This is a genomic window from Burkholderia sp. L-4 (genome assembly GCF_056856535.1).
Map to the genome: position 1 here is coordinate 617,461 of NZ_JBXEOX010000003.1, position 13,450 is coordinate 630,910.

Below are 13,450 nucleotides of genomic sequence, written 5' to 3' on the forward strand. Positions count from 1 at the left end.
TCCGCGTCAACGACCGAGCGGCGGCCGCTGCGCGATGACGGCCTCACGACCCTTCTTCCGGCGGCATCGCCCCGCGGTCGTCTTCCCATAACGGCTTGTCCTCGCCGTGGCCGTCGTGCGCCGCCACCGGCCCGCTCGCGTCGTGCTCCGTCGGCCGTCGCGCATCGCGCGGCGCGGCCCGGGTGGCACGCACCCGCGGGCGCGTCGGCGTCACCGTATGCTGTCCGCCGCCGCGGCGCGTGTCGGTCGCCTTGGCCTCCTTCGTTTGTCGTGCCTTCGAAGTCGTGTTCATCTTGCTCTCCCGTGTCATGAAACAGTCGTCGAACGAGCGTCGCAATTCCGGTGCCGCCGCCGGGCAGGCATCTTGCTGCGCTTCACGCGAACCGACGTCCGGAGGAGACAATGTCCACCCATTCCAACCCGCCGCCCGCCACGCGCCGCCGGCTCGGCGACTGGATGGCGCGCGAAGAGGCTCATATGGCCGCGTTCCGCGAGAAAGTCGCGGCGCAAGCGCGCGCGCATGCCGGCGACCGGCTGCGCACGCCGGCCGTGCAGGACCTCGCGCGGCTGTTCGACGATCACGCGGTGCTGCGCATGGGGCTGAGCCGCGCGATCGACGAAGCGGTCGCGTCGGGCCGCCGGCTGGGCTACACGTCGATCGGCGAACTGATGACGGTGCTCGATCACCTGATGACCTACACGCCGCCGTTCAGCGAAGCGAGCCTGATCGTCTGCCCGATCAACGCGTTCCTGGACTGGCCGATGTGCATGCCGTCCGGCCACGCGGTGTTTCGCGACCAGACCGTCAACGCCCACCTGAAGCGCATGCTGACCGTGTGGTGCGACTTCCTCGGCGGCCCGCACTCGCGCGCGCATCTCGACACGTCGGCGCCCGACGGCTGGTTCTGCGACGAAGCGTACGAGCGCCTCGGCCTGTCGCAATTCCGGTATCGCGACGACCAGCCGCACTGGGGGTTCGATTCGTGGAACGATTTCTTCACGCGACGCTTTCGCGACGGCGCGCGGCCGGTCGCGGCGCCCGACGATCCGCACGTGATCGTCAGCGCGTGCGAGGCCGCGCCGTATCACACCGAAACGAACGTGAAGCTGCGCGACACGTTCTGGATCAAGGCGCAGCCGTATTCGCTGCGCGATCTCTTCACGCCCGCGCGGCTGTCGCTGGCCGAACGCTTCGTCGGCGGCGACGTCTACCAGGCCTATCTCAGCGCCTACAACTACCATCGCTGGCATGCGCCGGTGCGTGGTGTCGTCACGCATGCGTACCGGGTCGACGGCGCCTACTACTCGGTCGCCGAAGCCGAAGGCCCGGACCCTGCCGGACTCAACGATTCGCAAGGCTACATGACGTCCGTCGCCGCGCGCGCGGTGGTCGCCTTTTCCTGCGACGATCCCGGTATCGGCACCGTGGCGGCCGTGTTCGTCGGGATGGGCGACGTGTCGTCGTGCGTGATCGAGGTCGTGCCGGGGCAGCGCGTCGACAAGGGCGACGAGATCGGTTATTTCCAGTTCGGCGGGTCGACGTACTGTCTGCTGTTCGAAGCCGGCGTGATCGACCGCTTCCTGCATGCTCCGCCGCACGACGGCCCGGCGCCCGTCGTGCGGGTCAACGCAGCCGTGGCGATTGCGCGGTGAGCGGCGCGCGCAGCGCGCAACCGCGAAACATTACGCGTCGGCGGTGTCGCTCAGGCCGATCGCGCCGGATTCGGCCGCGTCATGCCGCTGCACGCTGCGCAGCACCGACAGCCCGTCGGCCGTCAGCGCGGGACGGTGCTCGCCCGACGCGTCGTCGTGCTGCATCACGATCAGGTGTTGTTCGACGAGGGCGACGATGTCGTCGCGATCGATCTGGATCTGTTCCGGCGCGTGATGCGCCAGGAACAGCGCGGCAAATTCATGGGCGGTCAGCATGCTCGTTTCCCCGTTGACGGCTGCGCGCGACGCCCCCCCGGCGCCGCATCGGCGTGCGGCGCGCATCGTGCGCCGGCAACGGGATGAACATGCAGGGTCCGTGCCAGCCGGCGTGAGGCGATCGATGTCCGGGCGGCGTGCCTGCCGCGCGATGTGGCACCGGACGGCGGGTGCGCCCGGCTGGAAAGTTTTCAATTGCGTGTAAGGCCGGCGGCCTGGGTGCGCCCGAATCCCGGCACGGGAACGGCACGCGGGTCAGCGCCGCCCGGAAGGGAACAGCCCTGCCCGCGCGCGGCCCGCCGGCGCCCGGAAATACCCGCTGTGCAGCACGACATCACCCTCATTGCCGTTCGCCAGCAGGTCCGCACATGCCGCCTCGATGCGCGCACGGCCGCGTTCGAACGCGTCGCGCAGGTCGGCCTCCAGCGCGGAGCGCGCGCCGAAATGATCTTCCAGCGCTTCGACCGTGATCGCCCAGGTCTGCGGCGTGCCATCGACCTCGATGACGAAACGCAACTGCAGCGCCGCCCCGTCGAACACGGGCGGCGCGGCGGTCAGCGTTACTTGGCGGGCGGAATCGGCCGGCATCGCGCTATGCGCCCCGCGCCGCGAGGCGATCGACCAATGCGCCGTTGAACGCGGGAAGGTCGGCCGGCTTGCGGCTCGTGATCAGGTTGCCGTCGCGCACCACCTCCTCGTCGACCCACTTGCCGCCCGCGTGCCGGATATCGTCCTGCAGGCTCGGCCAGCTCGTCATCGTGCGGCCCTCGACGAGTTCGGCCGACACGAGCAGCCAGCCGCCGTGGCAGATCGCCGCGATCGGCTTGCCGGCGCCGACGGCCGCCGTCACGAATTCGCGCGCGGCCGGCAGCATCCGGATCGCGTCGCCGTTTACGACGCAGCCGGGCAGCACGACCGCATCGTAGTCGCCTTCGCGCGCTTCGTCGAACGTGCGGTCGACCTTCACGCGCTCGCCCTTGTCGACGTGCCGGAAACCCTGGATCTCGCCGCGCTGCTGCGAAATCACGTCGACCTGCGCGCCTTCGGCCGCGAGCGCGCGCTGCGGCTCGACGAGTTCGGCTTCCTCGAAACCGTCGACCGCGAGAATGGCTACCCTGCAATGATCCAGCCTGCCGCTCATGAATGCCTCCGTCGGAATGGCGGCACACGTCGTGCCGCGTCGATTGCGCCGCAATCGGCGTGCCGGCCGGGGAACCACCCCGCAATCACGCGAAGGCCGCCACGCGCGTGCGCGCGGCCGGCCATTCGACGTCGCCACGTACCGGCTGCAAAGATTTCAACGGGATGTAATCCGATGCGGCAGGGCGATCCGCCACGGCTACTGCAGATGGCGCGCGGCGTCGAGCATCGCGTCGGTCAGTTCGACCGTCAGCGTCAGGTGCTCGTCGGTGTCGGGCAACTGGTCGAGCGTCTGCTGCACGGCCTCGTGCAGCATTGCGTGCACGCGCATCCGTGCGCCGTCGTCGAGATCCGCGTAACGCTCCATCGTGTCGCAGTCGAGTGCGAGCACGACCGCATGCCGCGCGACCTCGGGCGGCGCTTCGGGCGTGAGCGCCCATGCCGCATGGAACATGATCCGGCCCGTTTCGACATCGACCTGGACGGTCGTGTCGAGATCGTCCGCGTCGATCGCGTCGCCGTCGATCTCTTCGTTCTCCAGCAAAATCCGGGAATTCGATTGCATGATGTCCTCCTGCGTGGTGGCGGTGCGCCGGTCCTGGAAACCGCGCCGCCATCGCGCCGTGCCGGCCGCGCCGGCACGACACCGTCGATTACCGCCTCAATATCCGCTCGAACCCGCGCCGCCGGCCCCGCCGCCGCCCGAGCCCGTCGCCCCCGGCGAGCCGCCGTTGCCCGCGCCCGTACCGCCACCGACACCGCCCCCCGCGGCACCGCTGCCGCCCGCACCCGCACCGTTGGGGCCGCCGCCCGGCTTCACGTGGCCTGCCGCCCCGCTGTGCGACGGCATGCCGTGCTTCGCGCCGTGCCGCTTCGGGCTGGCGGGCGGAGGCGGCGCGGCCGTATTGCCGTTGGTGTCCGGCGTCGACATGTCCATCGACGGATTCGGTGCGCCCGTTCCTTCGTCCGGACGCTGCGTGTTCTGGGCCCATGCGGCCGGCGCGGCCGCAACGATCGCGACAGCCGCGCAAGCGAGCACGCGCCGCGCGACGCACATCGATTTCAATACTGACTCCATGGTGTTGTCTCCCTGGTGGTGATGCGGTCATGGAAAAGCCTGCCCGTACCTTTCAGCAAGGCCCATGCCGTCGCCGGCAGCGGCGCGCCGCGCGGCACGCGGTTTGCGTCGTCTCTCTCCGTACGCCCCTCCCCCGACCCCATATGGAGCCGCCTTCATGCCTTCCGCCTCCGCTTCCCATGCGCACGGCAAGCGCCTCACGCGCCGCGCCGGCCGCGCCCGCAGCGCCGACCCGAAACACCGCAAGCGCTGGTCGGGCGAAGTCACGCAAAAAAGCGATACGCTCGACCTCGAGCCCGACATCTTCAAATCCGACGATCCGGCCGCGATCGCCGCCTCGCTGAAGCGTTCGGCCGAGCACAGCCGCCGCCGCAAGGCATCGCCGTTCCAGTCGGCGATGTCGATGCTGAACTTCTACGTGAACCGCGCGGGCCGCAACCTCCCGAAAACGCGCCGCACGACGCTCGAACGCGCGAAGCGGAAACTGCGCGAGGCATTCGGCCGCAAGCCCTGACGGCTTGCGCGCCTGCGTTGCCCGCCAGCCACGAGCGCACCCATGCACGAGACGCTCTGGTACCTGATCATCGGCGCCGTGCTGCTGGGCATGGGCCTCGCGACGTCCGCGTTGCGCCACCTGCCCTGCAGCACCGCGATGATCTATCTCATCCTCGGCATCGCGCTCGGCCCGGCCGGCGCCGGCCTGCTGCATCTCGACCTGGAACGCGACGGCCGGCTGCTGCGTGAAATCGTCGAAATCGCGCTGCTCGTGTCGCTGTTCGCGATCGGGCTGCGGCTGCGCGTGCCGCTGTCCGACCGGCTGTGGCTCGTGCCGTGCCGCCTCGGCCTGCTCGCGATGGTCGTCACCGTGCCGCTGCTCGCCGCCTGCGCGGTGCTCGCGCTCGGGCTCGGCTGGGGCCCCGCGTTGCTGCTCGCGGCGATCCTCGCGCCGACCGACCCCGTGCTCGCGCACGACGTGCAGGTGCACGATCCGGGCGATCGCGATCTCGTCCGCTTCGCGCTGTCGGGCGAAGGCGGAATGAACGACGGCATCGCGCTGCCGTTCGCGCTCGCGGGGCTCGCGCTGTGCGGCGCAAGCAACGCGACGCATGGCATCGCGCCGCTGTCCGGCACGTTCGCGCTCGCCGCGCTGTGGGGCATCGCGGGTGCGGCCGCGATCGGCGGCGGCCTCGGCTGGGCGACGACCTGGACGATCGGCTGGCTGCGCACGCGCCATGCGCAGGCACTCGGCCTCGAAGGCTTCTTCGCGCTCGCGCTGATCGTGCTGTCGTTCGGCGCCGCGCAGCTCGCGCACACGTTCGGCTTCATCGCGACGTTCGCGGCCGGCGTCGCGATGCGGCGCGTCGAGCATCGCGCGAGCGGCGACCGCAAGCCGCGCGAAGTCATCGGCCAGATCGATTCGGAGGACGTCGTCGCGACCGAAAAGCATCCGGAGAAGGCCCACGCGTTCATGGCCGAATCGGTGCTCGGCTTCACGATCGAACTCGAACGGATCGCGGAAGCCGTCGTGATGACGATGGTCGGCAGCGTGCTCGCGACGTTGCCGGGCGCGCTGTTCACCTGGGGCGCCGCCGCGCTGGCCGCCGTGCTGTTCGTCGCCGTGCGGCCGCTCGCGGTGCTGCTCACGCTCGCCGGTTCACCCGCGACGCACGCGCAGCGGCGCCTGATGGCATGGTTCGGCATTCGCGGAATCGGCTCGTTCTACTACCTGCTGTTCGCGCTCGAGCACGGGCCGTCCGATGCGGTGCGCCCGCTCGCCGCGCCGGTGCTGGCCGTCGTCTGCGCATCGGTGGTCGCGCACGGGATCTCCGCGACGCCGCTGATGAACTGGTACTACCGGCTGCAGCACCGGCGCTGACGCGTTCACGTTTGCACGCCGAGCCGCGCACGCATCGCGGCGGTGACGCGCTGGCGCGTCTTCGCATAGTCTTCCCACGGATCGCGCTTCAGCGTATCGAGCCGTTCGTGCAGCGTGTCGATCGTCCATTGCGCGCCGCCCGTCGTCGCGGGCACCTCGTCCCAGTCGAGCGGCACCGACACGCCCATGCCGGGCCGCGCGCGCACCGAGTACGCGGCGATCGTGCTCGCGCCGCGGCCGTTGCGCAAGTAGTCGACGAAGATCTTGCCGCGCCGGTGGCGCGGCCCCATCGTCGCGGTGAAGCGCTCGGGCAACGTGCCGGCGACGTGCTGCGCGACGGCGCGCGAGAACGCCTTCACGTCGTCCCAGCCCGCGTGCCGCGTGAGCGGCACGACCACGTGCAGCCCCTTGCCGCCGCTGGTCTTGCAGAAGGACACGAGTCCCAGCGCATCGAGCAGCCCGCGCACGAGCTGCGCGGCGTCGATCATCTCGCGCCACGGCAATGCCGGATCGGGATCGAGGTCGAAGACGATGCGGTCCGGCCGCTCGATGTTCGACGCATGCGCGTTCCACGTATGCAACTCGATCGTGCCCATCTGCGCGGCGCCGAGCAGCGCGTCGACGCTGTCGATCGACAGCAGCGGCCCGTGGCCGGGATCGAGTCCTTCATGCTGCGTGACGAACGGGATCTCGCGTCGCTCCGCATGCTTCTGGAAGAACAGTTCGCCGGCGATGTCGCCCGGCGCGCGCACGAGCGATACGGGCCGCCCTTTCAGGTCGGGCAGCAGCCACGGCGCGACCCGCTGCCAGTAATGCGCGAGGTCGATCTTGCGCGTGCCGCTTTGCGGATCGAGTACGCGATCGGGGTGAGTGATGCGAACCCGGCCGACCCGGGCGACACCGGATTCGTCTTGCATGCGGCCGGCCGACGCATCGGAGCGCGTACGCGGCGGGCGGCCGTGCGCGGTTTCGGCAGGCGCGGCGGGCGGGTGCCGGTCGTGCGTGGTGCGGGGTCCATCCATCGTCGTCTCCGTGTCGGTGTGGCGCGGCACCTCGCGGACGATCTGCCGCGCCGGCTTGTCTTCGCGCAGCGCAACGAACGCCGCCTGCCGCACGATCCCGTCGCCGGTCCATTCCGCGAATTCGCATTCGGCGACGAGCGTCGGCTCGACCCAGTGGACCCGCGTGCGCGACCGTTCGCGCGGCGGCGGGTCGAACGGCGTCGTGGCGCGTTCGTGCTTGCGCAAGGCGGCCGCGAGCCGGTCGAGCAGGCGCGTATCGAACCCGGTACCGACACGGCCGACATAACGCAGCGGCGGCGTGCCGCGCGGCCGCCTGCCGCCCGCGGCGGGCTCGTGGACGCCGAGCAGCAGCGCGCCGAAGCCATGCCGGCTGCCCGACGGCTCGGTATAACCGCCGATCACGAACTCCTGCCGCCGCCTGCATTTCAGCTTGATCCACGCGGGCGAGCGGCCGCCGCGATAGCGCGAATCCGCGCGCTTGCCGATCAGCCCCTCGAGCCCCGTGTCGCACGCGCTCGCGATCAGCGACGCGATATCGTCGCCGAGATCGGGCGAGTAGCGCAGCCGCGCGGGGTCGCTGCCGGCGAGCAGCGGTTCGAGCAGCCTGCGACGCGCGGCGAGCGGCGCGTCGCGCAGGTCGTATCCGTCCAGAAACGGCAGGTCGAACACGAACAGCGTCACCGCGTCCGAGCGCCCGGCGCCGAGCGCGTTCTGCAGCGCCTGGAAATCCGGCAGGCCGGTGTCGCGGAGCACGACGGCCTCGCCGTCGAGCCACGCGTTGTCGACGTCGAGCGCCGCGAGCGCATCGCGCTGCAAGCGCAGCTTCGCGGTCCAGTCGCGGCCTTCGCGCGTCATCAGCGTGACGTGCCGCCGTGCGCCGCGGCCCGCGATCCGCGCAAGGATCCGGTAGCCGTCGAATTTCACCTCGTAGCGCCAGTCGCCGTGCGTCGGCGGCGCATCGACCAGCGTCGCGAGTTGCGGCGCGACGCGCTCGGGCAACGCCGCACGCACGGCGCCGTCTACCTGCGACAGGTCGGTGGGCGGCCTTTCCAGCCCGTCGTCGTGCGCCCCGCCGCGCACGCCCGACGCGTTGCGCCGGGCGCGGCGCGATGCACGCACGGCAGGCGCCGCGTCGGCCGGTGCCGGATCGCGCGCGGCCCGCGTGTGTCCGTCATGCACGCTGCCCGGCCGCTGGGCAACGACATCGAACGTCTCGGCGTCGCGCGCGTCGTCGTCGCGTTCCTTGATCAACAGCCATTGCGCCTGGCGGCCCTGCTGCCGCCCGCTGCGCACGAGCGCCCAGCCGCCGTGCAGCTTCGCGCCGTCGAGCCGGAACGTCAGCTTGCCGGCACGATAGCCGGCGCGTGCCTGTGCGACGCCGCCGTCGGGCGTCCACGTGCCTTCGTCCCAGACGACGACCGAACCCGCGCCGTAATGGCCGGCCGGAATCTCGCCTTCGAACGACGCGTATTCGAGCGGATGATCCTCGACGTGCACGGCCAGCCGTTTCACCGACGGGTCGACGCTCGGCCCCTTCGGCACGGCCCACGACTTCAGCGTGCCGTCGAGCTCGAGACGGAAGTCGTAATGCAGGCGCCGTGCGTGGTGTTCCTGAATCACGAAGCGCAGCGGCCTGGCCGCGCGCGCGGACGGTCGCGCGTTGCGCCCCGTGCGCGTATTCGCATCGGCGGAAGCGCGCCGCCGCCCGTGCGCGCCCTCGGGTTCCGGGCTCGCGTCGAAGCGGCGTTTGCGGCGATACGGATCGAGCTTGCCTGCCATCGCGTCATCCTCCGTCACGCGGCGTCATGCGGCGTGCTTGCGGCGCGCGGCGGCCTTCTTCGCCGAGTGCGCACCGGTGGCGCCGTGCTTCGCGGCCGTACGTTTCGCGGGCGCCTTCGCCGCTCCTTTGGCGGGCGTTTTCTCGGCCGGTTTGCGGCGCGCGCCGGCCGCACGCGAAGGCGCCGATGCTTCAGTATCCGCATCGTCGTCCCCACCGCCCGCGCGCCCGCCACCCTTCAGGCTGCGCTTGAGCAATTCGGTCAGATCGACGACGTTGGACGCCGCACGCCCCGTCTGCGCGGGCCGGTCCTCGATCTCCTCGATCCGGCCCGCGCGGACCTTGCGCTCGACCAGCTCGAGGATGTCGTCGCGGAACGTGTCGTGATACGCGTCGGGCGACCACGATCCGGACATGTCTTCGATCAGCTTCTTCGCCATCGCGAGTTCGCGCGCGCTGACACCGGCACGTTTCGCGTCGTCGGCCGGCACCGCCAGTTCGTCGAGCGGGCGCAGCTCCTCCCGCCAGCGCAGCGTGTCGAGCGCCAGCAGCGGCCCGACCGGAATCAGCGCACCGAGATGCTGGCGGTCGCGCATCACGACGTGCGCGATGCCGATCTTGCCGCTGTCCTTCAGCGCGTCGCGCAGCAGCGCATAGACCTTCTCGCCCTTGCGGTCCGGCACGAGGTAGTACGGCGTGTCGAGATACAGGAACGACACGGCGTCCTCGTCGACGAACGTGACGATGTCGACCGTCTGCGTCGATTCGGGGTTCGCCGCGCGGATCTCGTCGTCGGTCAGCACGACGTAGCGCTCCTTCTCGTACTCGTAGCCGCGCACGATGTCCTCGCGCGTGACTTCCTTGCCGGTGCGCTTGTTGATCTGCCGGTAGCCGACCGGGTCCATCGAGCGCTTGTCGAGCAGCCGGAACGACGGCTTCACGGTGCGCGTAGCCGGGAACAGCTGCACCGGCACGTGAACGAGCCCGAAGCTGATCGCGCCTTTCCAGATCATCCGTGCCATCGATGTCCTCCTTGCCGCGTGTGGGGTCCGGCGCAAGTCACGGCCTGCGGCGGCGGCTGCGCCGCACGATGCTGACGTGGCCGTTGCGCTCCAGGATCGCCGCGTCGACGTCGGACAGGTCGTTCGCGCCGAGCGCCTGCCGCACGCTCTCGCGGATGTCGGTCGGCGTGAGCAGCGCGGCACGCATCTGCGCGTCGTCGAAGCGGCCGTTGCGATACACCTCGCGCTCGACGCCCACCAGCAGCCGCTCGAGCCGGCGCGAGCGCACGCAGGCCCAGCCGATCGCGCGATGCAGCAGCGCGATCGCGAACGACGCCGCGACGGTCGCCACGAACGGCGACGCGCCGACCACCGCGCGGCTCAGGATCGCGCCGAGCAGGATCCCGACCACGTAATCGAACGGCGAACGCTGGCCGAACGCGCGCCGACCGGCGACGCGGATCAGCACGAGCGCGATCGCGGACACGACGACCGCGCGCAGCGCCATCTGCCCGGGGCCGAGCATCCGGCCCTGTCCGAACAGCGCGACGACGACGTCCATGATCGCGCGGCGGCGCTAGGCCGGCAACTCGGCCGCCTGCTGCTCGCGCGCCCAGACGCGATGCTGGCCGAGGTGGTCCGACAGCGCCTTCAGGACGGCGTCGAGATCGACGGCCTGCCCAACGCACACGCCTTCGGCCGGGTCCGGCAGGTGCGCGGTGCGCAGCAGTTGCCGCCCCGACCCGACGGCCGCGATCGGCTTCAGGTGCTTGAACGCCTCGCGCACGAAGTGCCGTGCGTCGGCGCTGTGCGCGAGATCGCCGCCATCGTCGTCGCCGCCGCAGACGAATACCGCGTCGAACATCACCGACGGCATGCCGGCCAGCGTCGCCTCCGGCACGATGCCGCCGATCGGCGCGAGCGTCGGCGCGACGATCGTCGGCACCGCGTGCGCGGCCTGCAGCGTGTCGCGCACCTGCTCGACGAGCGCCGGGCTCGTACCCGGCGTCGCGATCAGCGCGATCTTGCGCGAGCGGACGCCCGGCTTCGCGCGACCGATCAGGCTCAGTGCCGGCGAGCGCTGCGCGACGGCCGGCGTCGCGGCCGCGTGCGGCGCGGGCAGCCCGAGCCGTTCCGCGACCTGCGCGGCGAGCCCGCCATCGAAGCGCGCGATGATGTCGTTGACCACCCGCTCGCGAATCCGCGGCTGCGTCACCTTGCCCAGCTCGAAGCAGTACGCGTCGCGGATGTGCCGCTGCTCGATCCCGGTCATGCTCTGGTAGAACAGCGCGGCCTGCGAGAAATGATCGGCGAACGATTCGCTGCGCACGCGCACCTTCTCGCCCTCGAGCGGCTCGTGCACGGTCTCGAAGCCGCCGCCGGACGGCGCGGGCGGCGTCTCGCGCGGCCAGCCGCCGCTCGTCGAATTCGGCTCGTACGACGCCTGCCCGACGTTGATCGTCTGCCGGTGTATCGCGTCGCGCTGGTTGTTCGCGAACGGGCACACCGGACGGTTGATCGGAATCTCGTGGAAATTCGGGCCGCCGAGCCGGCTCAGCTGCGTATCGGTGTATGAGAACAGGCGCCCCTGCAACAGCGGATCGTTCGTGAAGTCGATGCCCGGCACCACGTGGCCCGGGTGAAACGCGACCTGCTCGGTTTCCGCGAAGAAGTTGTCGGGATTGCGGTTCAGCGTCATCCGGCCGATCGGCCGCACCGGCACGCGCTCTTCGGGCACCAGCTTGGTCGGGTCGAGCAGATCGAAGTCGAACTGGTCCGCATCGGCCGGATCGATCATCTGCACGCCGAGCTCGAACTCCGGATAGTCGCCGCGCTCGATCGCCGTCCACAGGTCGCGCCGGTTGAAATCCGGGTCGTGGCCGGCAATCCGCTGCGCTTCGTCCCACAGCAGCGAATACGCGCCGCTCACGGGGCGCCAGTGGAACTTCACGAAGCGCACGTCGCCGGCCGCGTTCACGAAGCGGAACGTGTGCACGCCGAAGCCGTCCATCGCGCGAAAGCTCGCGGGCAGCGCTCGGTCAGACATCAGCCACAGCACCATGTGGGTGGCTTCCGGCACCAGCGACACGAAATCCCAGAACGTGTCGTGCGCGGAAGCGCCGGTCGGCATCTCGTTCGGCGCCTCGGGCTTCACCGCATGCACGAAGTCGGGAAACTTGATCGCGTCCTGGATGAAGAACACCGGCATGTTGTTGCCGACGAGGTCGTAGTTGCCTTCCTCCGTATAGAACTTCACCGCGAAGCCGCGCACGTCGCGCACGGTGTCGGCCGACCCGCGCGGCCCCTGCACCGTCGAGAAGCGCACGTATACCGGCGTCTCGGCGGCCGGATCCTGCAGGAACGCGGCCTTCGTGTAGTCGGCCATCGGCTCGTAGACGCGGAACACGCCGTGCGCGGCCGAGCCGCGAGCGTGCACCACGCGCTCCGGAATACGCTCGTGATCGAAGTGCGTGATCTTCTCGCGCATGATGAAGTCTTCGAGCAACGACGGGCCGCGCGCGCCGCCGCGCAGCGTGTTCTGGTTGTCGGCGATCCGCACGCCCTGGTTGGTGCGCAGCGCCTCGCGGTCGGGCCGCGAACGGTTTTCTTCGAGTTGGCGCGACTTCGCGCTGTCGGGCGACGGCGCCGGCGGGGTCTTGCCGGCTGAGGGGGAATGGGTCATCGAGAGTCCTCGTGGCATGTGTGAGGCCGCCGCGACACGCGCCCTCGCGCTACGGCGCGCGCGTGCGGACAGCGGCGAAAGCCGGCGCGGGCGGAACCGCACCCGCGAACCGGCCGCGAAGCGTCAGGGCGCGCGTAGCGCCGCGTCGAATTCGGCGCGTGTCACGTCGAGCGCCACGCTGCATTCGATCGCGGCATCCTCGACGCGCGGCTTGTACTCGTCCACCGCGCGCCGCGCGCGATCGCACAGCTGCGTGCGCACGCGCAGCCGGTCGGCCGCATCGAGCGACGCATAGCGCGCGATCACGTCCGGATCGAACCGCAGGTCGACCGCGCAGCGCCATTCGCGCGCGTCCTGGTCGGACGGCACGCGCACCCACGACACGTGGATCGTCAGCCGGCCTGACGCGTCGTCCGCCTGCACGACGACGGTCGACTGCGACGGAAAACCGATCGCGAGCGCGTGTTCGAGTTCGGCCACGCGCTGCGACCGGTCGGGCGCATCGCTCATCGTCGCACGACACCCAGCAGCAGCGTGACCAGGAAGATCACGACGAAGATGTAGAACAGGATCTTCGCGATCTCGGCCGCGCCGGCCGCGATGCCGCCGAAGCCGAACACGGCCGCGACGATCGCGATAATGAAGAAGATGATGGCGTATCGAAGCATGGAACCCTCCTGAAGGACAGCGGTCGTCACCAAACGTCGTCGTCGGTCACGCATCGTGCTTGTGTTTCGGTTTGCCGCGCACGGGCGTGGAAGCCATTTTCTCGAGCTCTTTCTCGCTCATCGATTTGGCCATCGACTTCGACGGCGGCTTGAGATCCTTCATTTTCGTTTCGCCGCGCTTGGCGGACAGCGCGGCGCCTGCGGCACGCTGCTGGGCCTGGGATTTTGCTGGCATGGTTGCGCTCCTGTCGTGAGTGCGCGGGCCGCTACGACGGG

The 13,450-nt window shown here is 70.4% G+C and carries 16 protein-coding genes; 3 read left to right on the forward strand and 13 right to left on the reverse strand.

Going from position 1 to position 13,450, the window contains the following annotated elements:
- Nucleotides 1–43: 43 nt before the first annotated feature.
- A complete protein-coding gene (locus tag AC1VVG_RS33245; RefSeq protein WP_482837530.1) occupies nt 44–292 on the reverse strand; it encodes a hypothetical protein in 249 nt (82 codons plus the stop codon).
- A 110-nt stretch (nt 293–402) separates the two neighbouring features.
- Here AC1VVG_RS33245 and AC1VVG_RS33250 point away from each other — a divergent pair, with 110 nt between their 5' ends.
- On the forward strand, nt 403–1,653 hold the full coding sequence (locus tag AC1VVG_RS33250) for a phosphatidylserine decarboxylase family protein (RefSeq protein ID WP_482837531.1): 1,251 nt from the start codon (nt 403–405) through the stop codon (nt 1,651–1,653).
- Between the two features lie 30 nt (nt 1,654–1,683).
- On the opposite strand, the gene AC1VVG_RS33255 is transcribed toward AC1VVG_RS33250, so the two are convergent.
- The 5 genes from AC1VVG_RS33255 to AC1VVG_RS33275 all read right to left on the reverse strand — a co-directional run bounded on the left by AC1VVG_RS33255 (nt 1,684) and on the right by AC1VVG_RS33275 (nt 4,147).
- Nucleotides 1,684–1,929 (reverse strand): hypothetical protein, encoded by a 246-nt coding sequence (locus AC1VVG_RS33255; RefSeq protein WP_034190091.1) that lies wholly within the window; start codon nt 1,927–1,929, stop codon nt 1,684–1,686.
- 255 nt (nt 1,930–2,184) lie between these two features.
- Nucleotides 2,185–2,517 (reverse strand): DUF1488 family protein, encoded by a 333-nt coding sequence (locus tag AC1VVG_RS33260; protein ID WP_482837532.1) that lies wholly within the window; start codon nt 2,515–2,517, stop codon nt 2,185–2,187.
- A 4-nt stretch (nt 2,518–2,521) separates the two neighbouring features.
- Nucleotides 2,522–3,070, reverse strand: a complete 549-nt coding sequence (locus tag AC1VVG_RS33265) for a type 1 glutamine amidotransferase domain-containing protein (RefSeq protein ID WP_482837533.1) — start codon at nt 3,068–3,070, stop codon at nt 2,522–2,524.
- A gap of 198 nt (nt 3,071–3,268) precedes the next feature.
- Nucleotides 3,269–3,634, reverse strand: a complete 366-nt coding sequence (locus tag AC1VVG_RS33270) for a hypothetical protein (RefSeq protein ID WP_482837534.1) — start codon at nt 3,632–3,634, stop codon at nt 3,269–3,271.
- Nucleotides 3,635–3,730: 96 nt separating this feature from the next.
- A complete protein-coding gene (locus tag AC1VVG_RS33275) occupies nt 3,731–4,147 on the reverse strand; it encodes a hypothetical protein (RefSeq protein WP_069705771.1) in 417 nt (138 codons plus the stop codon).
- A gap of 157 nt (nt 4,148–4,304) precedes the next feature.
- Here AC1VVG_RS33275 and AC1VVG_RS33280 point away from each other — a divergent pair, with 157 nt between their 5' ends.
- Both AC1VVG_RS33280 and AC1VVG_RS33285 read left to right on the forward strand, forming a co-directional pair.
- Nucleotides 4,305–4,661: a DUF3175 domain-containing protein gene (locus tag AC1VVG_RS33280; RefSeq protein WP_482837535.1), complete on the forward strand. Its 357-nt coding sequence runs from the start codon at nt 4,305–4,307 to the stop codon at nt 4,659–4,661.
- Nucleotides 4,662–4,703: 42 nt separating this feature from the next.
- Nucleotides 4,704–6,023, forward strand: coding sequence for a cation:proton antiporter domain-containing protein (locus AC1VVG_RS33285; protein ID WP_124608221.1), 1,320 nt, complete (start codon nt 4,704–4,706; stop codon nt 6,021–6,023).
- A gap of 5 nt (nt 6,024–6,028) precedes the next feature.
- Here AC1VVG_RS33285 and ligD read toward each other — a convergent pair whose 3' ends face one another.
- From ligD to AC1VVG_RS33320, 7 genes are all read right to left on the reverse strand, one after another.
- Nucleotides 6,029–8,824, reverse strand: a complete 2,796-nt coding sequence (gene ligD / locus AC1VVG_RS33290) for a DNA ligase D (protein ID WP_482837536.1) — start codon at nt 8,822–8,824, stop codon at nt 6,029–6,031.
- 24 nt (nt 8,825–8,848) lie between these two features.
- The gene (gene ku / locus AC1VVG_RS33295) at nt 8,849–9,844 is read right to left on the reverse strand and encodes a non-homologous end joining protein Ku (protein WP_069705774.1); all 996 of its coding nucleotides are present in this window, start codon (nt 9,842–9,844) and stop codon (nt 8,849–8,851) included.
- Between the two features lie 37 nt (nt 9,845–9,881).
- Nucleotides 9,882–10,385, reverse strand: coding sequence for a DUF421 domain-containing protein (locus AC1VVG_RS33300; RefSeq protein WP_034189988.1), 504 nt, complete (start codon nt 10,383–10,385; stop codon nt 9,882–9,884).
- Between the two features lie 15 nt (nt 10,386–10,400).
- A complete protein-coding gene (gene katE, locus AC1VVG_RS33305) occupies nt 10,401–12,506 on the reverse strand; it encodes a catalase HPII (RefSeq protein WP_482837537.1) in 2,106 nt (701 codons plus the stop codon).
- A gap of 123 nt (nt 12,507–12,629) precedes the next feature.
- A complete protein-coding gene (locus AC1VVG_RS33310; protein WP_034189986.1) occupies nt 12,630–13,016 on the reverse strand; it encodes a DUF3022 domain-containing protein in 387 nt (128 codons plus the stop codon).
- Nucleotides 13,013–13,174 (reverse strand): DUF1328 family protein, encoded by a 162-nt coding sequence (locus AC1VVG_RS33315; protein ID WP_027792525.1) that lies wholly within the window; start codon nt 13,172–13,174, stop codon nt 13,013–13,015. Before AC1VVG_RS33315 ends, AC1VVG_RS33310 begins: the two co-directional genes overlap by 4 nt.
- Before the next feature lie 46 nt (nt 13,175–13,220).
- Nucleotides 13,221–13,409, reverse strand: coding sequence for a DUF3008 family protein (locus AC1VVG_RS33320; RefSeq protein WP_049028728.1), 189 nt, complete (start codon nt 13,407–13,409; stop codon nt 13,221–13,223).
- Between the last annotated feature and the right edge of the window lie 41 nt (nt 13,410–13,450).